The sequence below is a fragment of the Agarivorans sp. Z349TD_8 genome, assembly GCF_050870825.2.
In the GTDB taxonomy this organism is placed as follows: domain Bacteria; phylum Pseudomonadota; class Gammaproteobacteria; order Enterobacterales; family Celerinatantimonadaceae; genus Agarivorans.
In genome coordinates, this window is sequence record NZ_CP194037.2 from 3,863,791 (window position 1) to 3,890,182 (window position 26,392).

A 26,392-nucleotide genomic window follows, 5' to 3' on the forward strand; every position below is an offset into this window, starting at 1 on the left:
CATGCTTAAGCCAACAGAAAAAATACTGATTATTGATGACGAAACATTTTATATCGATGTGCTAGTGGAGTTGCTCGCCCAGAAATTTGTGGTTTCGGTGGCTAAAAATGGCGAACAAGGTTTAGAGCGGATCAGACGTGGCTTCTTACCTGATCTCATCTTATTGGATGTATTAATGCCGGGATTGGATGGCTATCAGGTTTGCCAACAGCTCAAAGCCATGCCCGAAACCAAAGACATTCCGATTATTTTCTTAACCGTCAAAAGCGATGTGGAATCGGAAATTCATGGTTTCAACCTAGGAGCGGCCGACTACATCTCCAAGCCCTTTAGCCTGCCAATCGTGAGTGCTCGAGTGAACACCCATATGGTTTTAGCCAGAATGCACAAAACCTTACAACAGCAGAATTCACAGCTTGAAGAGCTGGTCAATCAAAGAACCAAAGAGATCTCGCGCACCCAAGATGTGGCGATTTATTGCATGGCCTCGGTCGCTGAAACCCGTGATAACGAAACCGGTAAACACCTGCGACGAACTCAGCATTACATCAAACTATTGGCAGAGTACTTAAGAGAGCAAGGATTCTATACCGCTCAGCTCGACAACGACTTCGTTGAACTATTATTTAAATCTGCACCGCTGCATGATATTGGTAAAGTCGGCGTGCCCGATGCAATTCTGCTTAAATCCGGGCCTCTCGATGCAACTGAATGGCAAGAAATGCAAAAACACTCAGAATATGGGCGCGATGCCATCTTAAAGGCCGAGAAAGAGTATGGACCGTCCAGTTTTTTAAGCATCGCCAAAGAGATTGCCTATAACCACCATGAAAAATGGGATGGTAGCGGTTACCCTCGGGGTTTATCGGGGGAGCAAATTCCGCTCTCGGCACGGCTAATGGCCATTGCCGACTGCTATGACGCACTGATCAATAAGCGCAGCTACAAACAAGCTTTTAGTTACCAAAGTGCCAAAGAGATCATCCTCCAGGGACGCGGTAGCCATTTTGAACCCGCTTTAGTCGATGCCTTTATCGCCTTAGAAGCGTCCTTTATAAAAATTGCCCAACAATTTGCCGAAGATGAAGACGAATAAATGTCCTTTGCGCCACTAAGTTTCAGGCAAACCAACATCACTCTGAGCAGTGAAACAACAAACAGGATGGTTCAGAGATAGTTTTCAAGAACTCAGCCCCCCATTGCTAAGTAAAAAACAACCGCCCTCAATAAGCTTCATTCACTTACTGAGGGCAGTTAATCTTCGACCGCCTTTTAATACCCATCTAACTCATTATCGGCAGATTTATTCTGCATAATAAATGGCTCATATAAGTAATCCGATTGGTATAATTCAATGGCTTAAATTAATGCTGCGATACTAAGCTGCCGTGTTTTTCTCTGCTTTTCATCCAAAGCATAATGCCACCGAGTACCGCGAAAGGAACGATCGGATCCACCAGGGTCCCCCCTTGACCAAAAATAAGGTTTAGGAGCATCACAATACTCGCGCCAATTGCCCAAGCAATGGTCGAAGTCACACTCCAGATCTTCAATTGGTCCCCCAACTCGGTAATCCCCAAAGTACGACTGATGATATGAAAGTAAGAGTCATTTAGATGGGAGAAGCCAACCGGGCCAACCGCACATGCCAATGCAACAAAGACCGGATCCAGACCCAAGGTTTCCACCAATGGTAATGCCATGGTGGCAGCAACCATCATTGATGCCGTCGCGGAACCTTGGATCAAACGCAACATCGAGGCTATCGCCAATGGCACCAATAAAGGAGGTATGCCACTACTTGAAATCGCTTCTGCCACCTGAGGGCCAGCACCGGATGCTTTGAGCACTGCGCCCATTGCGCCACCACAACCAGTGACCACTAAGATAAGACCGGTAGTGGCCAGCGAATCGTCCATCGATCCCACCATATCTTTGCGTTCGATATTCCGCGTTAGACCATAGAGCGCCATTAATACGCCAATCCCTACCGCCACGACAGGATTGCCGACTAATGACAATAAGGCGTGGAAAGTCGAATCTCCTTTACCAACAATAGTATTCGCCAAGATCAGCGCTATCGGGATCAGGATCGGTCCAAAAGATAGAAAGTTACTTGGCAGTTTTTTCTCGTCGGCTGCTTGCACGGTATCTAAATTCGCCCAAGCCGCTTCGGAAGTAATCCATTGCTCACCGTTTGGCACGCGGTAGTACTCTTTGCCTATTTTTCGAATATAAAACAAGGACAACAGCATCATCGGAATAGAGACCAATAATCCCCATAACATATATACGCCCAAGTCCACACCAAGAATGCCAGCAACTGCCACTGGGCCAGGCGTTGGCGGCACTAAGGCGTGAGTGATCAGCAAACCAAGCGCTAATGTGACCCCTAAGCCCACGGCAGATTTTCCGGTATTGCGTGAAATGGCACGCACCAGTGAGTGCAAAATGATATAGGCCGAATCACAGAATACAGGGATCGCCACCAGCACCCCTGTGAGACCAAGCGCTATATCTTCACGTCCTTTACCACAGAGCTTCACGAAGGTTTTTGCCATTCGAATCGCCGCCCCGGAGCGCTCAAAACATGCCCCCATGATCACGCCAAACGCGATAATTAAACCAATGCCACCAAGCACTCCACCAAAACCCGCTTTAATCGCACCAATCAGTTCCGTTGGTGCCATTCCGGCAAATAAACCCATGATGATACTGGCAATAACCATCGCCAATGCCACGGGGATCCGTGTTTTAATAATCATCCCCATCATGGCAATGATCCCGACTATAATTCCTATAAGAGCAGCGTCCATTATATTGTCCTACCTATCAGATTATATTTCTTCAGTTGTGTTTAGCTACTACCTCCTTGAAAGGAGGCAGTGAGTTTGGTTGTCGTTCTTATTATGTGTTGCTTAAAGGTAAGGTCTGACCCAGCCTAAACCAGCTTCAGTGCTTGACTTAGGTTTGTATTCGCAGCCAATCCATCCTTGGTACCCCACCTTGTCTAATACTTGAAACAAATATGGATAATTCAGTTCACCATCTGAAGGTTCATTGCGATCGGGAACCGAAGCGATTTGAACATGACCAATATCGTCCGCCAAATCCGCCATCAACACGGTGACGTCTCCATCCATGATTTGTGCGTGATACAAATCAAATTGTAGTTTTACATTGGTGCGTTCAACTTGCTGAATAAGCGCGACGGCGTCCCGCTGATGGGACACAAAATAGCCAGGTACATCGCGAGAATTAAGCGGCTCGATCATCAGCTCAATTCCCTGCTCAGCAAATCGGTCTGCGGCATAACGAATATTGCTGATGAATGTGTCGACATGCTGTTGCTCACTAAATTGCGGATCCACAAGACCTGACATGGCGTGGACTTTTTTGCAGTTGAGTGCCTGCGCATACATCATCGCAGTGTCGACACTTTGCTTAAACTCTTGTTCCCGTCCAGGAATAGCCGCAAAACCCCGCTCCCCTGCATCCCAATCACCCGGCGGCATATTAAACAGCGCCAGCTCAAGGCCAAATTGACTTAACTTATCTGCCAATACTTTTGGTTCATAGGCATAGGGAAACAAAAACTCTACCGCTTTAAAACCCGCTTGATGGGCTTGCTCAAAACGCTCCAAAAAGTCCACGTGGTTGAATAACATCGTTAGATTTGCTGCGAATTTGGCCATTACTTGCCTCTCCCTTTTAGGTCTTCGACTTCTGCGTCGCTGAGATAACGAATTGGATAGTCCTTCAGTAAGAACATTAGTTTTGCTGTTTCTTCCAGCTCCTCGGCATTGTCAACTGCATCCACTAAATCACTACCGGTGATCACCGGTCCGTGGTTGGCAAGTAAAAACGCTCGATAGTCGGCGGCTTGTTTACCCAAGTCTTCGGCTATTTTAGGATCTCCCGGTCTTAAATATGGAAGCACTGGCAGCTGCCCAATTCGCATCACGTAATATGGTGTGAACGGGCGAATGGCATTTTCCACCGTCAAATTATCCAAACACGACAATGCCGTGAGATAAGTCGAATGTAGGTGTACAATGGCGTTACAGTCTGGATTATTACGATAAATAGCCAAGTGAAAAGCGACTTCTTTCGATGCCTTATGCCCAGAAATTAAATGACCGTCGATATCCACGACCGAGAGCTGCTCAGCCACTAATCGGCCAAATGATGATCCGGTTGGCGTCGCCAAGAAGTGCCCATTGGGCAGTTTAACGGATAAGTTTCCCGCGCCACCCGTCGCATAGCCTCGTTCAAACATAGAGCGAGCTAAGTCGACCATTTGTTGTCTAATTTGTTGCTCTATCATGCAAGAAAACCTTGTGCTTTAAAGAAGAACTGCGGATCACCAAAATTGCCCGATTTCAGCGCCAACGACAGCGAGCCATCAAGGGATTTGACCCAAGGCACACCGGGAGCGATTTGAGGACCAATGTGAAAACCCGCAACGTCAAGACTTTGGGTCACCGTACCGGAGGTTTCGCCCCCAGCAACAATAAAATTGACCACACCATGCTCTTTTAGTTGGTGAGCGAGCAAACTAAAAAAGGACTCCACTGCATGGCTTGAGGCTTGAGCACCGTATTGGCTTTGAATTGCACTGAGTGTCTCAGTATCGGCCGTGGCATAAACCATGGGGGCAAATTCACCGTCGAGGTTCGTGATGACCCACTGCATTACACTTTCGCTGTAGGATGGATCATTGATACACGCAGCAACATCCACCGCAAAGTGTGGCGCTCGCGCTTGGTAAGCCACAACTTGTTGATTGGTCATCGCTGAACATGAGCCAGAAAGCACCACCGTTTTTGCTTGACGAGGTAAGCCTTGCGCTTTGGCTGCAGTTTGCTCCGCCACACTTCGCCCCCAATGTTGAGCGATGTCAGCCGCTAAACCGGAGCCCCCGGTCACTAATTTTAGCGACTGAATCGCCTCCCCTATTGTCGCTAAATGCTGCGCATTGAACGCATCAAGCACTGCGTAACGAAAGCCTTGCTGTTGTAGCTCAGCAAATTTTGCCTTGAGTGCTTGGCTACCTTGCTCAATCTCTTGATAATTCACCAAACCAGCATCGCCATCAGACTGCGCATTCATCAGACGAACCAAGTTTGAATCCATCATTGGAGTGACGGGGTGATGACGCATTCCAGATTCATGCAGCGGCTCACCGAACACAAATAAATGCCCGTTAAACACCGTGCGACCGTTCACAGGCAAGGCCGGACAAACAATCGTGAAATTTTCGTTCAGTGCTGCCAACAACGCGTCCGTCACAGGACCAATATTACCTTGTGCCGTGCTATCGAAGGTTGAGCAATATTTGAAGTAAAACTGTTGGCAACCTTTGGCCTGCAACCATGCTAAAGCCAGCAGTGAGTCGGATATTGCCTGATCGACCGGACAAGAACGTGATTTCAAGCTTATCACTACAGCATCTGCTTCAATCTCTATCGGCAAACTCGGAACACCATTTAATTGTACCGTTCGCATACCATTTTCTACCAGAAAACCGGCAATATCGGTGGCACCAGTAAAGTCATCTGCAATCACACCAAGTAACATTATGACTCCTCCATGCCGGGCAATTTGATACCGTCAAAAATTTTAATCACCGCGCTGTCATCTTCTTTGCCAAAACCAGCATTGCTAGCAGCGGTGAACATGTTCAAGGCGGTGCTGGCTAGCGGCAATGGAAATTTAAAATCTTGCGCCGTATCCGCCACCAGATTGAGATCTTTCACGAAAATATCCACCATCGATTTGGGTGTATAATCCCCATCCACCACATGCTTCATACGGTTTTCAAACATCCAAGAGTTCCCCGCAGCATTGGTCACCACTTCATACATCACATCTAATGGGATTTGCGCCCGTGCTGCCAATGCCATAGCTTCGGCCCCCGCCGCAATATGCACTCCCGCCAAAAGCTGATGAATAATTTTCACGGTTGCCCCCAAACCGATGGCTTCGCCAATGTTGTAAACCTTTGCAGCTGTCGCATCCAATACTGGCGCAAGCTTGGTAAACGCCGCACTAGAACCGGCAGCCATAATGGTCATCTCACCCGCTTCGGCTTTCACTGCACCTCCCGATACCGGGGCATCCAACATCAACAGACCATGTTTTTTCAACTCTGCGTCTATTTGCTGCGCATCTTGAGCTGAAATAGTGGCCGAAACCATGACTGCCGTATTTGGCTTTAAATTTTCTGCCAAACCGGAATCAAACAAGATCGATGTCACTTGTTTGGCATTTATCACCAGCAGTAACACTGCATCCAGCAGCGGCGCAAATTGCTTCGCATCTGTCGATACACCTTTGGCACCAAAATGATCTAAGGTCTCTAAAGCCATTGGATTAAGGTCAATCCCATAAACATCGAGACCTGCACGGACACAAGATTTCGCTGCCCCCATCCCCATCGAGCCTAAACCAATCACAGCTACCGATTTAACTATTTGATTATCCATCGTCTTTTCCCAAAACATGTTGAATACAGTGTGTTAATTTATGTTCCATGGTGTGATTATATGTTAATTAATGTGAAGAAACCTGAGATATAACTCACAAACAGCAATATTAATATTAAATTCAGGTAAAAAAATCGCATTACCATTAACAAACCCGCTTAGCATCTGCCAAGACAATATTCTAGCTAACAATTATTAACACAACTTCACAGTTTTATCCCTTACTGTTAAGATACAAACATCACCAACTCTCATAAATAATAAATCTGAATGATCCCAGCAGAACGCCATAAGTTAATCTTGTCACTACTTTCACAGCAGCAGCTCATCAGCATTAACCAGCTGATAGAAAAATTAGATGTTTCGCATATGACAATACGAAGAGACATCGCAAAGCTAGAACAAAAAGGAAAAGTATTGTCGGTTTCCGGTGGCGTTCAACTGACTCAAAAAATCCATCAAGAGGCCTCTCACGATGCAAAAGCCACCCTGCACGCACAGGAAAAAGTCGCCATTGGCGCCCTAGCCAGCCCTCTCATTCCCAAAGCATGTACCGTCTATTTGGATGCAGGAACGACAACCCTAGAAATAGCCCATTTAATTAGTGAGCGTTCCGATTTAGTGATCGTCACCAATGATTTTGTGATTGCCAATTTTCTGATCCAGCATAGTCACAGTGAGATTTACCATACTGGCGGGCGAATTGATCGAGAAAATCAATCTTGTATTGGCAGCAAGGTAGCTGAATTTCTATCTGGTATGAATATCGATATCGCCTTTGTGTCGACGTCTTCTTGGAACTTAAAAGGAATATCCACCCCCAGTGAGCCCAAAGTCATCGTGAAAAAAGCCATCGCGCAAGCCGCGCAGAATGTCGTTTTAGTTTCTGATGCCTCAAAATACGGAAAAGTAGGCACTTTTCACGCCCTAGACATTAATCAATTCAACATCATCATTACCGATTCAAGTTTTCCACAGAGCATTCAACAAGAGTTACAAGAGAAAGGGATCACCGTGCTAACTCCGCGATAGCTGCCCATCAAGCTGACCGCTTCGCAGCCGAGTCCTCGGTTATTCACAACAATCACGCAAACTCATGTTTGAGAAGCGACGCTTAATATGCTTTGCTCGACCAAGCAACGGCAAGACCCCTGCTTGGTCGCGTGCTACTCTTGCTTCAATCGAAGAGCAGCCCTTAATCACGCAGGTATTCCACATGCTGCGGTCAGCTTCACTTCAATTATCTGCAACAATCCACCAAGCAAAACCCTCCCATAAATGTTCATCAATGCACCTAATTGGTTCAATTCGATGATTTTATTTGTTTGATAGGCAACTTTCCTTCCAGCCAATTTTGTCATCTTACCAATTGATTGAATAAATCTTATTTCATATACGAATAAACAAAAAAACATAAAAATTACATAAAATTAATAACTTAAAAACACCCTTAAAATTAAATAATAAGTTACACAATTATTTACCTGCTTATAAAAGCAGCATAATTCAAGTTCTCATTGGAGCTTCGGCACTCAATTTGCAGAAAACCTAACCAAGTAATTAATCATAATGATTTGTATTTAATATTTTGCACTCTGTCATGCATCTTTTGGGAGCTGAAATGACATCCGAATTCAAGAATAAAACCAAACGAAAACTATCAGACTTAATTGTCGATGAAGTAAAACGGCTGATTGTGTCTGAAGAACTCAAGCCAGGGGATCGTCTACCCAGTGAAAAAGATTTGATCGAGCAATATCAGATCTCCAAAGGAACAGTGAGAGAAGCATTAAAAGCCTTGGAAGTTGAGGGTTTGATCAAAACAAAACCAGGTCCAGGTGGCGGTGCATCACTGACTGAAGTTGGCACCGAGCCAGCCAGTAAAGCCTTGCGAAACTACCTTTACTTTCGTCACATCAGCCCAGAACAACTGTATCAAATGCGAAAACTAGTTGAGGTTGAGATAGCTGTGTCTGTGGTCGGACATTTGACGGAAGACGAACTTTCATTGCTGAGAAAGTACACCAATCAGTGCAGTAAAAAACCAAGCACAGAAGAAGAGCAGCGACTGCAGAAAATCGCCGAATTGGAATTCCACAATGTATTAGCGGATGCTTCGCCAAATCCAGTTCTGGGATTTTTTGGACGATTTTTAAACGAATTATTGAGAGATCTCGTCGTATTAAAAAAAGCCTATTTAATCGACTACTACGCATTCACAAAGTCGAATGTTGATTATCACTACGCACTCATTAGTGCGTATGACAAACAAGATAAAACCCAGGTTCGAACCCTGATGGGGGAGCACATGTGTGAAGCAGAAATGCACTTTGTCACGCTTGACGGAGAAATTTCTAAAAAAATGTAAGAGATCTTAAATATAAATTACAAGCCATGAAACCAAGCCTTAAGGCCAACATCACCAAAGGAACTAAAGATGATTAAAAAATATTTGAAACATACTGCACTTGTATTCTCAATAGCATCCGCTTCTTGCCTTGCACTTGCCCAAGACGAAGCCGTAACAATTTATGGCGTAAAATCTCTATCGGGAGGCTTTGCTAGTTATGGTAAGTATGCAGATATGGGGTCGAAATTAGCAGTTGAGCAATATGGAAAATTGCTTGGACAAACAACCACTTATAAAGAGATCGACACCGAAGGTAATGCAGGGAAAGCGCTTCGTAAAGTACAAGAAGCGATTAGCCAAGATAAAGCCAAGTTTTTTGATGGCGGCACCCTATCTTCAACGTCTCTGGCACTGGGTAAGGAAATCAATAAATCTGGCGGCGTCTTTATCACGCCAGCAGGTGCTGATGAGCTAACCGGTGTCGATTGTAACGCCGCCACATTTCGTTGGTCGGTGCCAACTTACGGCGCTATCAGAGAAACCGTGATCCCTTTGTTTAAAGAGCACCCAGAAAAAAAACGGTGGTATACCATCACCCCTCAATATGTATTCGGTGAAGCGCTACTATCTAATGCAGAAGCCGTATTTGATGAACTTGGCATTGAGCATGTGGGTAATAGTTACCACTCGTTACAAGAGCAAGAATTCTCTGGCTACCTCACCAACGCAATGGCGGCTCAACCAGACGTTCTCTTATTACTAAACTTCGGCGCTCAATCCTCTAATGCCTTACGCCAAGCGATTAACTTCGGCCTAAAAAATCGAATGACCATCTTAGTCACTTGGTCATCAGGCTTAGATCAATTCCAAGAACTCGGTGCTGATATCACAGAAAATGTCTACTTCGGCGCACAGTATTGGCACACCGTTGACACCCCATTCAATGCAGCCCTAGTCAAGCAAGTTAAAGATGCATATGGTATCACCCCCAACTACCCATTAGCGGCCGATTACACCAGTACCAAACTTCTGTTAGATGCCATTGCAGATGCAGGCTCAACCGAACCGAGTGCTGTCATCAAGGCTTTAGAGGGCAAGTCTTATGCGGGCCCAACTGGAACCGAAACCGTTCGAGCCGCCGATCACCAAGTCTTGAAAAACTACTACCTATTAAAAGGTAAAGCCGCTTCAGAAATGAAAAATGCAGATGATTTTGCAGACATTATCAGCTATGGACAGTCTTTCCCTGACCAATCATCGCTCAAGTGCAAAGCTCTTTAAAAGTTCCACGCCACTTTGCTCAATTGACGAAGTGGCGCGTCAATATTGTTAGAGGTGAATTATGAACCTGTATTTATTTCAGGCAGTAAATGGGATAGGGCTTGGAATGATTTATTTCCTCTTCTCGGTAGGGCTTACTATCATTTTTGGGCTACTTAACTTTGTGAACTTTGCTCACGGTGCTTTTTATCTTCTGGGAGCATACCTGAGCTATACCGCCGTCGCAGTAACTGGAAATTACTGGCTGGCACTGGTTGCCGTCCCCATTTGTATAGCACTCATTGCCTGGGCATGTGAAAGAACCTTGATCAAAAGGGTCTACCATCTTCCACACACCTATCAAATTCTAGTGACTTTAGGCGTTGCCCTCATCATTCAAGAGCTCTGTATTTCAATATGGGGACCAATAGGGAAGCACGTTGCGCCTCCTGATTCTCTGAAAGGTGTATTTCAAATCGGAGACTTCTTCTATCCAGAATATCGACTCTTTGTGATTGCTTTTTCGGCTGTGGTTGCGATTCTGGTTTGGCTATTACTAGATAAAACCAAATTTGGCGCACTAGTGCGAGCCGGCAGTGAAGACGCAGAAACCGTTTCACTATTAGGAACCCATACCCATCGCTTATTCTCAATTACCTTTGCCTTAGGAGTCGGTCTTGCAGGTCTTGCTGGCGTACTCGCAGCACCCATTAGAGGCGTGAGTCCATTTGTAGGGCCAGAAGTTCTTGGGATTGCGTTCGTGGTGGTCGTCATTGGAGGAATGGGTTCTTTCACTGGCGCGTTAGTCGGCGGGTTATTGGTTGGCTTGGTACAAAGTCTAATGACCACCATTTGGCCGCAAGGTGCCAGCTTAATGATTTATGGCGCGATGGCAGTGGTCATTTTATTGCGTCCTTACGGATTATTCGGGAGAGCATAAGATGAATACGAAGACTTCTATTTTTGGCGGAATAACCATCCTAGCCTTAGCATTGATTGTGTTAATGCCGATATTACTTCCTTCCATCACACTCGCAACAGAGATTCTAATATTTGCTCTCGCCGCATTAGCCTGCAACCTTCTTCTAGGTTATACCGGCCTCTTGTCATTCGGACAGGGGATCTTTTTTGGCGGCGGCGCTTATAGCGCTTCATTAGTCATGATCCATCTAAATTTTGGATTAATAGCAGCCCTAGCCACGGCCATTTTGATTGGTGCATCACTGGCTCTAATCGTTGGCGCTTTGTCGATCAGAAGAACTGGGATTTACTTTGTCATGCTTACGCTGGCCTTCACTCAGATGGCATATTTCTTAGCCTATACATTTAGTCAATGGACTGGCGGCGATAACGGGCTACTCGATGTACCTCGGCCTGCGCTCGCAATCTTTGGAATGACAATCAGCGATCTACAGAGCAGCGAAGCATTTTATGTTTTTGTCGCAAGCCTTTTTGTGATTGTGTTTGTGTTTGCCCGAAGAGTGATCCATTCGCCCTTTGGAACAACCCTTGTGGCAATTCGAGAAAACGAAGGCCGCTCTTCGGCGGTCGGCTTCTCAACCAACCATTTCAAGCTAATGGCCTTTGTCATTTCGGGGGCGATAACCGGCCTTGCTGGGGCTCTCTACGCGCTTCTTTTAAACTTCGCCCCGCTGTCAAACATTGAATTAGCCATGTCAGAAAACATCATGATTATGACCATCATCGGAGGAACCGGCTCATTACTCGGTTCCATTCTGGGGGCTGGCTCAATTGTCTTGATAGGAGATCTACTCTCATCGATATGGCCGAGGTGGATGATGATCTTGGGAGCTGCATTGATAGCGGTCGTATTGTTCCTTCCTGAGGGTTTGTGGGGGGGGCTAAGGTCTTTAAGTTCCAAATTATTGGTATCTAAAAAATCCAAGCAAGAGGCTATTTCCGAGGTGACCAAATGAACTCAAGTTACTTATTAGAAACCTCTAAATTAGGCTTAGATTATGGGGCATTTTCTGCGGTAGGAAGTGTTGATTTAAAGATCAAGAAAGGCTCAATTCATACGGTGATCGGCCCAAATGGTGCCGGAAAAACCTCATTATTTCACTGCTTAACTGGCGAACGAAAACCAACCCGTGGAAAGATCTTTTTTAATGGCGAAGATTTGACTTATCTTGCGGCACATAAACGAGTATCGAAAGGGATGTCTCGCTCGTTTCAGGTAACCAGTCTCTTCCAAAACTTAGATGTACGTGAAAATTTACGTATCGCCGCTCAGGGTCGAGACGGCCTTAGTGCGCTCAAGTTTTGGGTTCCTGAAACCGCCAACCACAAGCATTTGCTAAAAGCCGATGAAGTGATGGAAAGAATTCAATTAGATAAGTGGGCTGACAAACTGGCCGGTGAGTTATCACATGGACAACAACGAATACTGGAAGTTGGTATGGCACTCTGCGGATCCCCATCATTACTATTGCTTGATGAACCGACCTCAGGAATGGGCGTTGATGATATCCCAATGATGACCGGCTTAATTTCAGAACTAGGCAAAGATCATACGGTCATGCTGATTGAGCATAATATGCGACTCGTGATGTCTATTTCCGACCGGATCACCGTGATGCACCAAGGCAATATTTTAATCGAAGGCTCTCCTGAAGAAGTCAAAGGGGATGAATTGGTTAAAAAAGCATACTTAGGAGAAAGTGGCAATGAGTAGATTAGTGATCAACAACCTGCACTCTTTTTACGGTAAAAGCCATATTTTAAACGGAATTGACTTGGCAATAGAGTCTGGTGAAATTGTGACACTGCTGGGACGAAACGGTGCCGGTAAAACCACCACCCTAAAAACTATCGTGAGTATCGTTAAAGCGCAGCAAGGAGAAGTGCTATTAGATGAGGAAAACCTTGTTGGTAAAGAAATATACGAAATCGCACGACGCGGGATTGCTTTGGTACCGGAGCACAGAGGCATTTTTGGCATTCTTTCCGTTGAAGAGAACCTCAAAATTGCAATCAACAAGCGTAGTCCCTGGAGTCTTGAAGACATTTATCAAATGTTCCCGCGCCTCAAAGAACGCAGAAAGAACGGTGGCAACGCCCTATCTGGGGGTGAACAACAAATGCTCGCGATCGCGCGCGCTTTAGTCAATGCCCCAAAATTTCTGCTACTTGACGAACCAACAGAGGGTCTCGCCCCCGTCATCGTTGACGAAATCATCCGGATCCTCGCTCAGATTCGCGCAGCTGGTGTTGGCGTGCTGCTGGTTGAGCAAAATTTATCGGTATGCGAGAAGTTAGCCGACAAACACTACGTGATCGAGCTTGGTGAAATTGTTTACCAAGGCTCTCAAACAGAATTTAGCAAACAAGACGAGATTAAAAATCGATATCTTGCGGTTTAGTGGAAGAAACGCTGTATGCAAATGAATAAACGATCACCTAGCTTAGGGAAGATCAAGGTAAACACCGAACGTCTTTGGGACAGTTTGATGACCCATGGACAAATTGGCCATACCCTAAAAGGTGGCTTAAATCGCTTGGCGCTAACCGAGCGAGACAAACAAGGCAGAGACTTATTTAAGAAGTGGTGTGAAGACGCGGGCTGTACGGTTTTAATCGATGAGATCGGTAATATTTTTGCACGAAGAGCTGGTCAAAACAATCATCTCCCCCCTGTCATGACAGGTTCCCACATTGATACCCAACCAACTGGTGGTAAGTTTGATGGCTGCTTTGGTGTGATGGCTGGTTTAGAAGCAATACGTACCTTGAACGCCCTGAACATACAAACGATTGCTCCGATCGAAGTTGTCGCATGGACCAACGAAGAAGGTTCAAGATTTCCGCCATGCATGATGGGATCTGGTGTATTTACTGGAAAAATTTCACTCGACGAAGCGCTATCCACAAAAGATGATGCAGGGATCTCAGTGCAAGATGCGCTCAATCAAATTGATTATAACGGTAGCAAAAGCCATCTTGGCCATAAAGTCACCGCTTATTACGAGGCACACATCGAGCAAGGTCCAGTACTGGAAGAACAGCAGAAACAGATCGGCGTTGTGGTTGGAGCCCTTGGCCAAAAGTGGTTTGATATAGAAATAACGGGAATAGAAGCTCACGCAGGCCCAACCCCCATGCACCTTCGAAAAGATGCCGCCGTTGCTGGTGCTGAATTACTCCAATTTATACATCAATTAGCCCTGCAAAATTCGCCTCATGGCCGAGGAACAGTTGGCTGTTTTGAGATATTTCCAAGCTCTCGCAATGTGATTCCTGGTCGTGTAAAAATGACGGCCGATCTCAGACACTTAGATTCAATAGTACTCGAAGCAATGACCCAAGACTTATACCGCAAAGTGGATACCTTGGCTCAAAAATACGGCCTTCAAATAAACATAAGCGCAACTGCCGATTTTCCTCCCATCTCCTTTGACAGCCAATGTATCGATCAAGTAAGAACTGCGGCCACCGACTTAGGATGCCCGAATATGGATATTGTTAGTGGTGCGGGACATGACGCTATTTTTATGGCCGACGTGACGTCTGCCGGAATGATTTTCGTCCCTTGTGAGGGAGGGATAAGTCATAATGAACTCGAGAGAGCAAAGGCAGAAGACCTTGGTGCTGGAGCCTCTGTGCTACTGAATGTTCTATTATCTGCTGCTGGGGTCTTCGAAAATGACTAATTCCAAACATACTCATGTAGCAGACATGACAGCGGTCGAACTCAGCCAGCTGTTCCAATCCAAAGCACTTTCTCCGGTTGAAGCGACTCAAGCTTCACTGGAACGGATTGAGCAGTGTAACTCTTCGGTTAATGCATACTGCTTTATTGCTGAGCAGGATGCGCTCAAGGCTGCAAAACAATCTGAAGCGCGTTGGTTTAAAGCAGCCCCGCTCAGCAAAATTGATGGTATACCTAGCTCTATCAAAGACTTAACCTCTGTCGCTAAATGGCCGAGCCGTAGCGGCTCATTGACCAGTTCTGAAGACTTGGCTGTCGTCGATGCTCCGTTTACCCAAAAGATGAGACAGGCTGGCGCGGTGATACTTGGTAAAACAACCACCCCCGAGTTCGGCTGGAAAGGCGTAACCGATAGTCGACTGACCGGTATCACCAGAAACCCTTGGAAAACAACTCAAACCTCTGGAGGATCTTCTGGTGGTGCTGCTGTCGCAGCAGCTTTAAACATGGGGGTTCTACACCAGGCCAGTGATGCTGGAGGCTCGATACGGATCCCCGCTTCCTTCTGCGGAGTATTTGGTATAAAACCGACATTTGGTTACATACCTCAATGGCCCGCAAGCGCGATGACAACTCTTTCTCACCTCGGACCAATCACCAGAACGGTTCAAGACAGCTTGTTAATGATGGATATCGTCGCGACCCCCGACATCAGGGATTGGTACTCAAACAGTGTTTTTAGCGGGACTTGGAGCGATGCCAATAAACAGCCTCTCGATGGCATCAAAATAGCCTACAGCCCAACGCTTGGCTACGTCGATGTTGATCCTCTAATACTCAAACTAATTGATGTTGCTGTCACATCACTTGAGCAACTGGGCGCAAAGGTGGAGCGAGTCACGCCCAACATCCAAGATCCCATCGATACTTTTTCAACGCTTTGGTTTGCTGGGGCTGCGAAAGTAATCTCTGGCTTCAGTCAAAAACAACGCGAATTGCTCGACCCTGGTTTTCTCAAGATTGGTGAACAGGGGAGTAAGATTGACATCGTCGACTATATGAAGGCTGTCGAACAACGAGCCGAATTAGGACGCACCATGCAGGCCTTTCATTCAAACTACGACATTTTAATCACCCCAACTCTGCCTCGTACGGCCTTTGAAGCAGGCCAAAACACCGAGACTCAACAGCAAAAACACTGGATGGATTGGACGCCATTTTCTTACCCCTTTAATCTCACGCAGCAACCCGCATTGTCGATTCCCTGCGGTCAAGTCAACGGATTACCTGTAGGACTTCAAATTGTCGCGGATAGAGGGAATGACTTAATGGCCATAAACATCGCAAAACATATTGAAGATTTAATTCCCACTCAATTTTTGGATGCTCCTAGAATTGCTTGATCTTAGCAAATGGTTAGTTGGATAATTTTTCAAGCTATCTAAATCAAGACAAAGCCGATTGATGACCTCATTCGATATCAATCGGCAATAATGCTGTAGAAATGCGCCACAAATACCAGCCAAAGGGCTCCCCAAAAAATTGGGCTATGCCCTCTATAGCCCGCCACAGCGCTACCCCCCTATCACTTGCATCACCAAAATTAATGGCAAGTAAGGTAAAGCGATATCCAAATACAATGAAGCCATTGGATTGTCAGCTACGCCGCAACAAATCCCCCAAAGAACCAAGAGAGTACTTTCCGTAATACAAAAGATTTCCAGATATTGCGTGCTCAACATGAGATTGCTCGGCCAAGCACAGCTAGCTCAACACGCCCAGCACTGATTCAGATCATATTTTAGGCGCAAAGTTCGAAATTTAATCTACTGATTAATCGCCCATTATATGTTAGCTTTTAAATTATCAATTGAGTTATGTTGGGGAAGTCCCTGAACAATAGAGGATTTTCCCCTCCTGATGAGCTTTTAGTTTAGAGGGTGGTGCATGTATCTCTTAAATAGGGAAAGATTAAAACAAGGGGATATTATTCTTACTTGTTCCGACAAAAAACCAAGTAAAACCATACGAACCTTAACGAGGTCGGCGTATTCACATGTCATATTATATGTCGGTGAATCTAGCTATATTCATTCTGATCCTGAAGGGGTGCATTCCGGAAATTTACAACGGATGATTTTGGAACAACCTGAATATGTCCAGGTGGTAAGAGTTAACGATCCTCAGCCCATCAAGAAAGCCATTGAATTTGCTCGACTACAAGTTGGCTCATCCTATTCAAGATTAAGTGCTGTGAATGCGGGCGCAAAATTTTTTTCCAAACTAGAAACCAAAAAGCAGTTTTGTTCTCGTTTGGTGGCTAAGTCTTATGAATACGCGGGTTTGGCGTTAGTTGCCAATAGTGATACTTGCCTCCCTCAGGATATCGCTGATTCACAGCGTGTCTCGGTGATTAAAGACTGCATATACCAAGCAAGTAAAGAAGAAATTGATTTTGCATTAAGTTTTAACCCAATTAACAAGCAAACTGAAATTACCAATGACATTCTAAAGTCTGTCAGAAAGATAATGGGGAATAAGATTCAGTCATTAGCAGACATCACATCCAGGCTGATTAAAGAACCACATTTTGACCAACAAGTCACCGAGATATATGCCTGTTCAGGCTATCTTGATATGTGGCGTTACGAAAAAGAGAGAAATGCCTGGCGCTACAACGCAAACTTATTCATGGAACTGCGATTAACCAAGCAAGAGATTATTAGACGAGCATATAAAGAACTTGAAGTCGCAGAAAGCTTATTAGCATTGTATAAAAATAACCTTGAGCAATATTTTTATATTAAGGAACAATATAAATTAAAATATGCCGAACAGCAGTTCAATTTGTATCGGCAATTAGTCGAAAACGCATTAAATCATAAGATGACAGCCGAAGCCGTGATAAAAAAGAGCTTTTCAACACCGCGCTCAGAAAATTTTGTTGCAACGACTCAGGCATTTTTATTGAGCTAAGCCAGACCTTTATACAGAGTGCATTCATTATGGCTAAATAAGCAGTGTAAGCCTTAATCCGAAGCCCATATCGCGATACACGAGATTGAGTATTAGACCTTTCCTTTGCTCGCCGAATGATTCAATAAACGATTTAATTTGCTATTCGCATCGCTCAAACTCGCAATATCTTGGTTGGCTTCTTTCACCTCCCGTTGTAACTGGGCATTCAGCAAATCGGCAGCGTTCAACTGCTCGGTAAGCACATTCAACTTGCCTGGAAAAGTACTATTTTCTATCTGCGCATCAAGCAACTGTTCTTCCAGTTGACTTAACGCTAACTTTGTTAAGCGATGACCCTGTTGTTCTTTACCAAACTTAGCCTGTAAATGACCCAACTGTTGCTGAAGTTCTGTCTGCTGTTGTTCAGTCTGCCGTTGACGCTCGTTCTCCGCCATATCCTGGCTCAACTGGAGCTGAGACTTCGCTGCTGCAAGCTGGGTTTTTAACTGGCTCAGTTCAGCCGTATTATCCAAATATTTAGACTCTAGTTGAGCGACATGCTGCTGAAGCCTTACTTCTGTTTGCTGATATTGCTCAAGTTCCGGTAAGACTTGTGCTAGCTGATTTTTCAGCGATTGGCGACGCTCGACTAAAGCTTGCCTCTCCGCCTCTTGTTGAGTCAATTTAGCGACGTACTCTTGCAACTGTTGTTGTAAACGCTCTATTTGCTGAGCAGCAGCGTGCTTGCCCTGCTCTAAAATAGTCAGCTGCTCACGTAACACGGTTTCGCTCTCAATCGCCACTTGCTCCCGCTGAACCTGCTGCGCGGTCTGTTGACTTAACTGCTCAGCCAAAGACTGACATTGTAGCTCTAATCGCTCAATCTGAGACTGTTGTAGGGCCTTACTGCTATCTAAGTGCTGGTTATGTTGTTCCAACTGTTGACAACGTGTCGCAAGTTCGCGAGCTTGATGACTCAATTCACTTTGAGCCTCTCCCCGCAACTTGCCCTGCGCCAACTCTTGTTCGAGCGCTTCTCGGCTGGCTTGTAGTTGCTGACGTAAATGCTGCTCATGCTCTGATTGCTCTAAGGCGGCCTCTTCTTCAAGCTGTTGATAAGCTTCAAGCTGGCTTTGTACTTGCTGTAAGTTTTGGCTTAAGGCCTGATTTTCAGCACTCAAACTGGCATGTTGTTGCTGCGCCTGCATTTGCGCTTGTTCTGCCTCTTCCAAACTTGCCTTGAGCAACTGTTGCTGCTGCTTGGATTGATCAACTTCAGTCTGTAGTTCACTGGTTTTCTCAACCGCTCCTGCTAACTGAGTACGTAAGCCAATCATGTCAGCTTCCAAAGTCTGATACTTAGTGGCTTGTTCGCCTAATTGCTGCTGATGTTGGGCCATTAACTCAAGCCGCCCAGAATCCCAAGACTGTTGTTTTTCTTGCGTCAATCTATCAACCCGCGCCTCGATAGATTGATTGAGCTGGACAAACCATTGATTCAGAGAATCGGCAAAGCCATTGGGTAAGGCGGCGATGGCATGCTGCTGACGATACATTTTATTGAGCTGCTGATGTGTGGCAGTGATCGCTAGCTCAAGCTGCTCTTGGCTAAAGCTTGCGTCTGTATGTTGACTGAGATACTCGGCGAAGGATGACGAGTCTAATGTGCCACCTTCGATCATCAACTGACAAGCTAGAGAGTGTAACTGTTTGCCATCCATGCTATTCCTCGAGCCTCCTGAGCCAGAGACTTATTGCCATCAACTCATATAACAAACTATAAAAATCAAAGGATATGCCGATATAATTATTGACGCCCAATACTACGTATATCAGCAGACCCAAATTAATTATTCAAATCCGCCGAAAATAAGTTGTAAGCAATCAGATGAATCAAACTATCTTGAGGCAAATTGAATTAGAGGGAGAACTATAGCAATGCTTAAATTGGCGAAGCAATGAGCAATATTTAAAAAAGTTATGACTATCAAACTATTATTATAAAGTTGTTCCAGCGATCAGACTTAAGTCCACTATCGTTTCACCTTACACAAGGTAAGTCACTTCAGCCAGAGAGCTTGCTTAGCGGAAATAAAGAGAGGGCAAGCCTTAAGCCCTCAGTAAGCAATGCACTAACCGCTGGGGGAGCGTTTATCATGACTTCGCTGTTTAAACGAACGACTCCATCAATATATGCAGTCGCTCTTAAACAACCAAACTAAGACGCGGCGTCTAAGGTAAAGGTTGCTAGCTGACCAAGTTGTCGTGCCGACTGCGCTTTAAGGGCATGGCTGGCATCTTCGCTGGTTTGAGCATCGCGGTTAGCTAACTCAGCCAATTCGACAATTTTGCTCACGTTGCTGGCAACCCGAGTCGCTACCGTGAGTTTCTCTTCCGCAGTTCTGGCTATATCTTGACTACGTTCGCTAATTTGGCTCAGTAATTCGGCGATTGATTGTAACTGTTGGTCACTTTGCTCGGCCTGCACCATACAACTATCAACCATGGTTTCACCTTGCTGCATCAACTTGGCTGCTGACTCAGCACCTTTTTGCAAGGTATCAATTACTTGAAAAATTTCGACCGTGGAGTTTTGCGTCCGACTCGCAAGACTTCGAACTTCATCGGCAACCACCGCAAAACCGCGACCTTGCTCTCCCGCTCTGGCGGCTTCTATCGCGGCATTTAAGGCTAATAAATTGGTTTGTTCAGCAATCCCTTGAATAACATCCAAAATAGAACTAATGCCATCAGATTGCTGTTTAAGATCAATCACCTGAGAACTCGCTTGAGTAATGGTTGATTGCAATTGATTGGTGGTCTCGCGAGTACTTTGCGCCGCAACCCGCCCTTGCTCGGTTAAAGCCGATACCGCGCTGATTTCATCTCGTGAAACGTTAGCTTGCTGCGACACATCTTGCACACCAACTTCCATCAAAGTGACGGCTTCCGCGACCAGATCGGTTTGCTGTTGTTGGTCACGGATCAAACCACGAGTATGCTGGCTTGCCGCTAAGCCTTGCTGTGCACTCCCCTCTAATTGTGAGGCATTACTAACCATCGCTTCAATGGTTTGACTAAGCTGCGCGGTAAGCGTATTCAATTGGTTAGCAATTTGCCCAAACTCGTCATTACGCTGTAACTTGACTCGCTGACTAAAATCACCGTCAACCAAACGTTTCATTTGATCCAAGGTTCGTTTCAAGGGCAATCGAATACTTCGAGTCACACTCCAGGCAACCACTAAGGCAATCACCAACGAAACTGCAATCGCGGCCAGCATCTGCAAGGTTGCCATATAAGTACTTTGACGAGCCTGCTCACTCGCAGAATGAATGATCGATGAAACCTGCTGATTAATACTGTCCAACATCGCTAAGGCGGTGTCGGTTTGTTGATTTAATTGCGCTAAATTAAGTTGTTGCTGATGTTGTAATTGACTAATGCTAGCGACCACTGCAAATAGGCCCTGTTCACTAAAAGATTTAGCTAATAAATCGAAATAAGCATCTAAGTCACCGGCGCTCACCGGATCATCTTTTTTCAACTGTTCACGCTTGCTTAGCATTGAATCATAGTAGGTATGAATCACGCCTAACAAACGTTGACTATCTTCTGCAGTTTGCGCCGTAAACACATTATTCACCGTGCGGCTCAAACCCATCCCATCACCTAAGATCCCCTTGGCAATCCATTGAGCGCCATCTTCAACACTATCAACTAAGAGTTCTGCATCATCTTTAAAATAGACCCATTCTTGATTATAGTGTTTGCGTAAGCCTGCTAATTTTTCAGTACTGGCTAACCACTGGTGACGCGTTTCGAGTTGTTGCGCCGAAGTGCTGCTAATCAGCTGTTGTTGCTTAGCTAATTCCGAGAGGCCTTCGCTCAATTGCGCATCATCACGTCCCAGCTCTAGTAATTGTTGAAAACTATTTAGATACTGCTGACTAAGCGACGCTAACTTGGTTTCTAAGTCGCTGAGTTCGGAGGCTTGCTTTTTTCCACTATGTAAACCAACCATCCGCGCAGAATTAAGCAATAAGCCCGACAATTGATTAGCGCGCTCGGTCATCGGCGTAAGCTGCTCAACGGTTCTTTTCAGCTGCGCTTCGACACCTCGCATATTGATTTGGCCAATCACAGCCATAACCACTAATAATAGCAACAAGACAACAAATCCTAACAAGGTTCGCATCACTACCGATAAATTCATTTCCATCATTCCTTGTACCCACAACTCGGCCGAGCCGTTCCATTATCTAGCGTTTTCTGCCGTACTTTTTAAGCACATAAGAAAGCTCGTATCAAATACATATCACAAAACCGAGTAAAAGATCGAGAAAAAATACCAATTATGTAGAAATATTCAGACTAATAAGCTATGGGTTAAGAATAATTGTGCTGTTATTGCAGCTTGGATTTAGCACCTTCGAGTTGCTTAAACTTTGTGAGAAGAGAGCTTTAGTCGGCATGACCTGATAGTTCTATGATGACTCGACAGTGTAGATAAACACCCTAAGTACTTTATCCTGCAGATTCGAGAGATACAAAAAAGATCGCGACTGCGATCTTTTTTTGGGGGCTATAAATAACTGCACCATAAACCATGTGCTGATTAATCGCTAAACATGCCCATAACCTCTTCCATTTGCTCATAATCGTACAGCCCTGCTTGCCAGCTAAGTACCAACTCATCTTCATTACTAAAGTTTACGCATTCTCCACGATAAGACTGACCTGAATTTCCAGCCTGATAGGCAGTATCAACGGAACAAAACTGCGTTAATCCTTCGCTATAACCTAATTTGTAACTGGCAACTTGATCTTGGCTCAAAGCTTTGAGTTGACTTAACTCGATGCTGGTACGTTGATGGTGACCATTCTGTCCGTCAAGCACACCCACTTCTTGCCACTGCTCTTGTTGCACCAAATTACTTAGCGATGCAGCATTAACTGAAGCGGCGATGACGAAACTAAATACGATAAAAATAGACCTAAACATGTGAACCTCCTTGGTGGCTCTGGGTAATCAAACTTCACCTTAAATATAAGACTGCCAGAACCAATAAGTAAGCGACTTTACAAAGCTTTAAGCGCCCTTTACAGTGGTTTACAAATTTTGAAACAGCGCCGTTTACTGAGCTAGAAAACAAATGAGAATTCAGTTTTAAACGCCACCAAAGACCATGAAAAAATGTCCTTTTTTTAATGGGTTTATTCTGCGCTCGGTGGTTCATTAAGACAAAGCTTATAAGATGAAAGGTCACATCCATACGCGATTAGTGGGGTCGAAGACTTGGTCTCCATATGTTTGACTCTTTTTCTTTACCAGCAAGAAACCGTTGTATTTGCTTCACATTCAAAGTCATTCTGACTAGATAAAGGCAAATATCCGCAAACAAGGCAAAACCGGACTGCAAAAATACTGCGACATTTCAAACAGAACCAAAGCCATGATGAAATCATAGATGCAAAACAAATCATATGAATCAGCGCAGGGCAGCACCGATCAGAACAAGCGCAACTTAATAATTGATTTTTCCTCGCATTTGCTTGGTTTGACCACGCTGAGTCTTCTGATCCATCCGCCGACGTTTTGAACCCAAGGTTGCTCTGGTGGGGCGACGTTTCTTTTGTACCACTGTCGCATCAAGGATCAGTTCTTTTAAACGTTGTAAGGCTTCTTCCTTATTTCGCTCCAAGGTACGATGGGTTTGTGCCTTAATGATAATGACCCCATCTTTGGTAATCCGTTGATCAGATAACTTTAATAAACGTTCTTTATAGAAATCAGGCAAGCTTGAACGCTTAATATCAAACCTTAAATGGGCAGCACTAGAGACTTTATTAACATTTTGACCTCCAGCGCCTTGAGCTCTGATAGCGGTAAATTCCAATTCCCAATCGGCCAAGCTTAGCTTATTAGATAATTCCAGCATTTCTGATTAAACCATTCCTAAAGAGTATTAATCGGGTTCAAAGTCAATTTAACTTGGGCGATTAATGATGACGCGGATAAATGTGTAATCGCGACAGCTGTCGCGCAGACTAGCACTCTAAGTCTATCACTCGCAACCACCTCGTTATGCCAACAACAGCCATTTAAAGCCTAATTGGTACTCGTATTCCGAGAAACAGAGAATATGCGGCTTAAAGTAAAGTGTACCCCAGTTTAAAATGTCACTCACGAGCGCCACCGTCATGAACCAGGCCATATGACTCACTCGCTAAGGGTAACACTCGAGATGAAGATTTGAGCAGCAATTCAAAACTCTCTTGGCTTAAGGGCTTAGAAAACCAATAACCTTGAGCATAATCACAACCCTCGTTCGCTAACAACTGATACTGATTTTCAGTCTCGATCCCTTCAGCGATCACTTTAATGCCCAATTTATGAGCCATCACTATAATCGCTTTACAAACACTCAAATCATCACTCTCTAAACTCAAGTTTTTAATAAACATACGATCGATTTTTAAATAATCGATGGCAAATTTTTGCAAGTAAGCCAAGGACGAATAGCCCGTACCAAAGTCATCTAGTGCCACTTCAATACCAGCCTTGCTTAAGGTGAGTAATTTTTCGTTAACGGTGGGGCTATTATTCATCAGTAAACCTTCAGTGATTTCCATCACAACCGCACTACTCGACAACCCAGCCTCGCTCAGCTCATTGAGCCAAGCATTCACATCACAGCCGCTCTCAAAATACTGCTTGGGGGAGGTATTTATACTCAATTGCACCGCGGGTAAACCTAATTCTTGCCAACGTTGTAATTGCGCGACTGCACAACTAAATACCCAGTTGCCAATATCTACGACAACCCCAGTTTCTTCTGCAACCTGAATAAAATCATCAGGGCTTATCCAGCCTTGACTTGGGTGTAACCAACGCACCAACACTTCGGCTTTGACTAACTGATGATTGCTTAAATCGACGATGGGCTGAAAACGTAAATGCAACTGTTGTTTGACCAGCGCCATTCGTAAGTCGTTAACCAACAAGCGTCGCAGTTGTGCCTGCTCCTGTAAAGATGCTGTGAAATAGCTGAGACGGTTACGCCCTTGCTTTTTGGCGACATACATCGCTTGATCAGCATGTTTTAGCAAGTCATCGATTGTATCTCCATCCTTAGGAGCAAAGGCAACCCCAATACTTGTCGAGATGTAGACTCGTTCAATTCCAAGTTGAAACGGCGTACTCAGCGTTTTTAAGAGTAACTCACCCAAATTCGTGACTCGCTGCTCGCGACCACTGTCAGTGAGTAAAAGGATAAACTCATCCCCCCCCAACCGAGCCACATGTTCACCTTCGCCAATACAATGTTGGATCCGCTGAGCCGCTATTTGCAATAGCATATCGCCCATATCATGACCAAGGGTATCGTTAATCCCCTTAAACTGATCCAAATCTAACAACATTAAACAAACAGACTCTTGCTGACGACGATTAGCCAAGGCGTCACTGAGTAAACGATTAAGCATGCGCCGATTTGGCAGTTTCGTCAGCGCATCAAAATTGGCTTGTTGCCATATTCTCTGCTCCGCTTTTTTGCGAACCTGCACCTCTTTACTCAGGGCTTCGGTACGTTGCTTCACCCGCTGCTCAAGCAACATTCGACTCGTGTACACTTCACTCGCCATAGCATTAAATTTAACCAGTAAGGCTTCTATTTCGGTTGGCATAAAACGTCGATTAACATTCACATACTTCCCCATTTCTCCATGAGAGATGCCTTGAGCAGCTTCCACGACTTGGCAAATGGGACGGATCAACATACAAGCTAAATACCAACTCACCATCCCCACCACAAATACACATAGCAGCGACAACCAAAAGGTAAACTGCTTTAGCTGGTGAGAAGATAAGAGCAATTCAGAAACAGGCTGCACCACCAATACTCCCCAGCCTGTCTCTGCAACTTTAGCAAATCCAGCGACCATTTCTGTTTGCAAATTAGGGGAATAAAACTGACTCAGCCCATCGCGGTGATGTTTAAGCATGATCACCGGCGCTAAACTCGATAAATCTTTAGCGCGTTGCCACCATTGAGCATTAGGGTGCGCCAATACGCGACCATTTTGGTCGACTAAAATCGCATAACCTTGTTGTTCAAAGCTTATCTCAGCTTGGCTTTGCACTAAAAACTCAGTACTTTGCGCCCCGATCAGAAAGCGATCTTCACCTTGATAAATCACCATAAAGATAGTGGCTTGCGGTAATCCTTCGGTCACCACCGCACTATATGCAACTCGAGTCTTATCAGTCCTCGCCTGCGCCATTGCAGTGCGCAGTTGCAACGGTACGTCATCAAAGATATTCAGCGCTTGATCCGCATAAAAAAAACGCTGCCCACGGCTCATCTGCCACTCAAATAAGGCATAGATATTGGCTTGACGTAGCAAAGTAGAAAACGCTTGGGGGAAAGGCTGAGAAGTGATTTGCTGATTGACAGCACTCAGCATTGCTGCGCTGTCAGTGACATAGCGCGACAAGTTAAAACTAGTCGTCTTGGCCAGCAGTCGATGTTTTTGTTGCACACTTGCGATGTCACTTTGTTGAATTCGATGTTGTAACCAAGAACTCACGATCAAAGTCGGCAGCAAAGCCGCCATCATACAAATAATAAACAAAATATATTTGAGGGAAATCCGCCGAGTCAT

Annotated in this window: 21 protein-coding genes; 11 read left to right on the top strand and 10 right to left on the bottom strand. The window is 45.0% G+C overall.

From position 1 onward, the window contains the following. Nucleotide 1: 1 nt before the first annotated feature. The gene (locus tag ACRRS1_RS17340; RefSeq protein WP_432451941.1) at nt 2-1,096 is read left to right on the top strand and encodes an HD-GYP domain-containing protein; all 1,095 of its coding nucleotides are present in this window, start codon (nt 2-4) and stop codon (nt 1,094-1,096) included. 268 nt (nt 1,097-1,364) lie between these two features. Here the strand turns inward: ACRRS1_RS17340 and ACRRS1_RS17345 are convergent, their stop codons facing one another. The 5 genes from ACRRS1_RS17345 to ltnD all read right to left on the bottom strand — a co-directional run bounded on the left by ACRRS1_RS17345 (nt 1,365) and on the right by ltnD (nt 6,488). Beyond that, on the bottom strand, nt 1,365-2,816 hold the full coding sequence (locus ACRRS1_RS17345; RefSeq protein ID WP_432451940.1) for a GntP family permease: 1,452 nt from the start codon (nt 2,814-2,816) through the stop codon (nt 1,365-1,367). A 102-nt stretch (nt 2,817-2,918) separates the two neighbouring features. Next, nucleotides 2,919-3,695: a 2-oxo-tetronate isomerase gene (otnI, locus tag ACRRS1_RS17350; RefSeq protein ID WP_432460007.1), complete on the bottom strand. Its 777-nt coding sequence runs from the start codon at nt 3,693-3,695 to the stop codon at nt 2,919-2,921. Further along, entirely contained in the window at nt 3,695-4,327 is a 633-nt protein-coding gene (otnC, locus tag ACRRS1_RS17355) for a 3-oxo-tetronate 4-phosphate decarboxylase (protein ID WP_432451938.1), read from the bottom strand. The genes otnI and otnC overlap by 1 nt, the downstream gene beginning before the upstream one ends. After that, nucleotides 4,324-5,580 carry a 3-oxo-tetronate kinase gene (otnK, locus tag ACRRS1_RS17360; protein WP_432467268.1) on the bottom strand — a complete coding sequence of 419 codons (1,257 nt, stop codon included), beginning with the start codon at nt 5,578-5,580 and terminating at the stop codon, nt 4,324-4,326. Before otnK ends, otnC begins: the two co-directional genes overlap by 4 nt. Continuing rightward, entirely contained in the window at nt 5,580-6,488 is a 909-nt protein-coding gene (gene ltnD / locus ACRRS1_RS17365; RefSeq protein ID WP_432467267.1) for an L-threonate dehydrogenase, read from the bottom strand. Before ltnD ends, otnK begins: the two co-directional genes overlap by 1 nt. 270 nt (nt 6,489-6,758) lie before the next feature. Between ltnD and ACRRS1_RS17370 the strand changes: the two genes are divergently transcribed. From ACRRS1_RS17370 to ACRRS1_RS17415, 10 genes are all read left to right on the top strand, one after another. Beyond that, nucleotides 6,759-7,520: a DeoR family transcriptional regulator gene (locus ACRRS1_RS17370; RefSeq protein ID WP_432463735.1), complete on the top strand. Its 762-nt coding sequence runs from the start codon at nt 6,759-6,761 to the stop codon at nt 7,518-7,520. Between the two features lie 589 nt (nt 7,521-8,109). Beyond that, the gene (locus ACRRS1_RS17375; protein ID WP_432467266.1) at nt 8,110-8,856 is read left to right on the top strand and encodes a FadR/GntR family transcriptional regulator; all 747 of its coding nucleotides are present in this window, start codon (nt 8,110-8,112) and stop codon (nt 8,854-8,856) included. Nucleotides 8,857-8,925: 69 nt separating this feature from the next. Then, the gene (locus ACRRS1_RS17380) at nt 8,926-10,119 is read left to right on the top strand and encodes an ABC transporter substrate-binding protein (protein WP_432467265.1); all 1,194 of its coding nucleotides are present in this window, start codon (nt 8,926-8,928) and stop codon (nt 10,117-10,119) included. A 61-nt stretch (nt 10,120-10,180) separates the two neighbouring features. Beyond that, nucleotides 10,181-11,038: a branched-chain amino acid ABC transporter permease gene (locus ACRRS1_RS17385; RefSeq protein ID WP_432451932.1), complete on the top strand. Its 858-nt coding sequence runs from the start codon at nt 10,181-10,183 to the stop codon at nt 11,036-11,038. A gap of 64 nt (nt 11,039-11,102) precedes the next feature. Next, a complete protein-coding gene (locus ACRRS1_RS17390) occupies nt 11,103-12,035 on the top strand; it encodes a branched-chain amino acid ABC transporter permease (RefSeq protein WP_432467264.1) in 933 nt (310 codons plus the stop codon). After that, a complete protein-coding gene (locus ACRRS1_RS17395) occupies nt 12,032-12,793 on the top strand; it encodes an ABC transporter ATP-binding protein (protein WP_432451930.1) in 762 nt (253 codons plus the stop codon). The genes ACRRS1_RS17390 and ACRRS1_RS17395 overlap by 4 nt, the downstream gene beginning before the upstream one ends. After that, the gene (locus ACRRS1_RS17400; protein ID WP_432451929.1) at nt 12,786-13,481 is read left to right on the top strand and encodes an ABC transporter ATP-binding protein; all 696 of its coding nucleotides are present in this window, start codon (nt 12,786-12,788) and stop codon (nt 13,479-13,481) included. Before ACRRS1_RS17395 ends, ACRRS1_RS17400 begins: the two co-directional genes overlap by 8 nt. Before the next feature lie 21 nt (nt 13,482-13,502). Further along, on the top strand, nt 13,503-14,768 hold the full coding sequence (locus ACRRS1_RS17405) for a Zn-dependent hydrolase (RefSeq protein ID WP_432467263.1): 1,266 nt from the start codon (nt 13,503-13,505) through the stop codon (nt 14,766-14,768). Continuing rightward, nucleotides 14,761-16,170, top strand: coding sequence for an amidase (locus ACRRS1_RS17410; RefSeq protein ID WP_432467262.1), 1,410 nt, complete (start codon nt 14,761-14,763; stop codon nt 16,168-16,170). Before ACRRS1_RS17405 ends, ACRRS1_RS17410 begins: the two co-directional genes overlap by 8 nt. Nucleotides 16,171-16,714: 544 nt before the next feature. Continuing rightward, complete coding sequence (locus ACRRS1_RS17415) at nt 16,715-17,743, top strand: YiiX/YebB-like N1pC/P60 family cysteine hydrolase (RefSeq protein ID WP_432451926.1); 1,029 nt, start codon at nt 16,715-16,717, stop codon at nt 17,741-17,743. Between the two features lie 92 nt (nt 17,744-17,835). On the opposite strand, the gene ACRRS1_RS17420 is transcribed toward ACRRS1_RS17415, so the two are convergent. The 5 genes from ACRRS1_RS17420 to ACRRS1_RS17440 form a co-directional block, all read right to left on the bottom strand. Then, a complete protein-coding gene (locus tag ACRRS1_RS17420) occupies nt 17,836-19,446 on the bottom strand; it encodes a hypothetical protein (protein WP_432467261.1) in 1,611 nt (536 codons plus the stop codon). Nucleotides 19,447-19,943: 497 nt separating this feature from the next. Then, entirely contained in the window at nt 19,944-21,941 is a 1,998-nt protein-coding gene (locus ACRRS1_RS17425) for a methyl-accepting chemotaxis protein (protein ID WP_432451924.1), read from the bottom strand. A gap of 402 nt (nt 21,942-22,343) precedes the next feature. Further along, on the bottom strand, nt 22,344-22,730 hold the full coding sequence (locus ACRRS1_RS17430) for a DUF2799 domain-containing protein (protein ID WP_432451923.1): 387 nt from the start codon (nt 22,728-22,730) through the stop codon (nt 22,344-22,346). A gap of 523 nt (nt 22,731-23,253) precedes the next feature. After that, the gene (arfB, locus tag ACRRS1_RS17435; protein WP_432451922.1) at nt 23,254-23,667 is read right to left on the bottom strand and encodes an alternative ribosome rescue aminoacyl-tRNA hydrolase ArfB; all 414 of its coding nucleotides are present in this window, start codon (nt 23,665-23,667) and stop codon (nt 23,254-23,256) included. Between the two features lie 241 nt (nt 23,668-23,908). Then, nucleotides 23,909-26,392 carry an EAL domain-containing protein gene (locus ACRRS1_RS17440; protein WP_432460013.1) on the bottom strand — a complete coding sequence of 828 codons (2,484 nt, stop codon included), beginning with the start codon at nt 26,390-26,392 and terminating at the stop codon, nt 23,909-23,911.

What these genes read in the sequence shown, in the direction of transcription:
- ACRRS1_RS17410 (WP_432467262.1), top strand. Translation starts at nt 14,761, where the DNA reads ATGACTAATTCCAAACATACTCATGTAGCAGACATGACAGCGGTCGAA.
- ltnD (WP_432467267.1), bottom strand. Translation starts at nt 6,488, where the DNA reads ATGGATAATCAAATAGTTAAATCGGTAGCTGTGATTGGTTTAGGCTCG.
- ACRRS1_RS17415 (WP_432451926.1), top strand. Translation starts at nt 16,715, where the DNA reads ATGTATCTCTTAAATAGGGAAAGATTAAAACAAGGGGATATTATTCTT.
- ACRRS1_RS17345 (WP_432451940.1), bottom strand. Translation starts at nt 2,816, where the DNA reads ATGGACGCTGCTCTTATAGGAATTATAGTCGGGATCATTGCCATGATG.
- ACRRS1_RS17440 (WP_432460013.1), bottom strand. Translation starts at nt 26,392, where the DNA reads ATGACTCGGCGGATTTCCCTCAAATATATTTTGTTTATTATTTGTATG.
- ACRRS1_RS17395 (WP_432451930.1), top strand. Translation starts at nt 12,032, where the DNA reads ATGAACTCAAGTTACTTATTAGAAACCTCTAAATTAGGCTTAGATTAT.
- ACRRS1_RS17400 (WP_432451929.1), top strand. Translation starts at nt 12,786, where the DNA reads ATGAGTAGATTAGTGATCAACAACCTGCACTCTTTTTACGGTAAAAGC.
- otnK (WP_432467268.1), bottom strand. Translation starts at nt 5,580, where the DNA reads ATGTTACTTGGTGTGATTGCAGATGACTTTACTGGTGCCACCGATATT.
- ACRRS1_RS17430 (WP_432451923.1), bottom strand. Translation starts at nt 22,730, where the DNA reads ATGTTTAGGTCTATTTTTATCGTATTTAGTTTCGTCATCGCCGCTTCA.
- arfB (WP_432451922.1), bottom strand. Translation starts at nt 23,667, where the DNA reads ATGCTGGAATTATCTAATAAGCTAAGCTTGGCCGATTGGGAATTGGAA.
- ACRRS1_RS17340 (WP_432451941.1), top strand. Translation starts at nt 2, where the DNA reads ATGCTTAAGCCAACAGAAAAAATACTGATTATTGATGACGAAACATTT.
- ACRRS1_RS17405 (WP_432467263.1), top strand. Translation starts at nt 13,503, where the DNA reads ATGAATAAACGATCACCTAGCTTAGGGAAGATCAAGGTAAACACCGAA.
- ACRRS1_RS17420 (WP_432467261.1), bottom strand. Translation starts at nt 19,446, where the DNA reads ATGGATGGCAAACAGTTACACTCTCTAGCTTGTCAGTTGATGATCGAA.
- ACRRS1_RS17370 (WP_432463735.1), top strand. Translation starts at nt 6,759, where the DNA reads ATGATCCCAGCAGAACGCCATAAGTTAATCTTGTCACTACTTTCACAG.
- ACRRS1_RS17380 (WP_432467265.1), top strand. Translation starts at nt 8,926, where the DNA reads ATGATTAAAAAATATTTGAAACATACTGCACTTGTATTCTCAATAGCA.
- ACRRS1_RS17375 (WP_432467266.1), top strand. Translation starts at nt 8,110, where the DNA reads ATGACATCCGAATTCAAGAATAAAACCAAACGAAAACTATCAGACTTA.
- otnC (WP_432451938.1), bottom strand. Translation starts at nt 4,327, where the DNA reads ATGATAGAGCAACAAATTAGACAACAAATGGTCGACTTAGCTCGCTCT.
- otnI (WP_432460007.1), bottom strand. Translation starts at nt 3,695, where the DNA reads ATGGCCAAATTCGCAGCAAATCTAACGATGTTATTCAACCACGTGGAC.
- ACRRS1_RS17385 (WP_432451932.1), top strand. Translation starts at nt 10,181, where the DNA reads ATGAACCTGTATTTATTTCAGGCAGTAAATGGGATAGGGCTTGGAATG.
- ACRRS1_RS17425 (WP_432451924.1), bottom strand. Translation starts at nt 21,941, where the DNA reads ATGAATTTATCGGTAGTGATGCGAACCTTGTTAGGATTTGTTGTCTTG.
- ACRRS1_RS17390 (WP_432467264.1), top strand. Translation starts at nt 11,103, where the DNA reads ATGCCGATATTACTTCCTTCCATCACACTCGCAACAGAGATTCTAATA.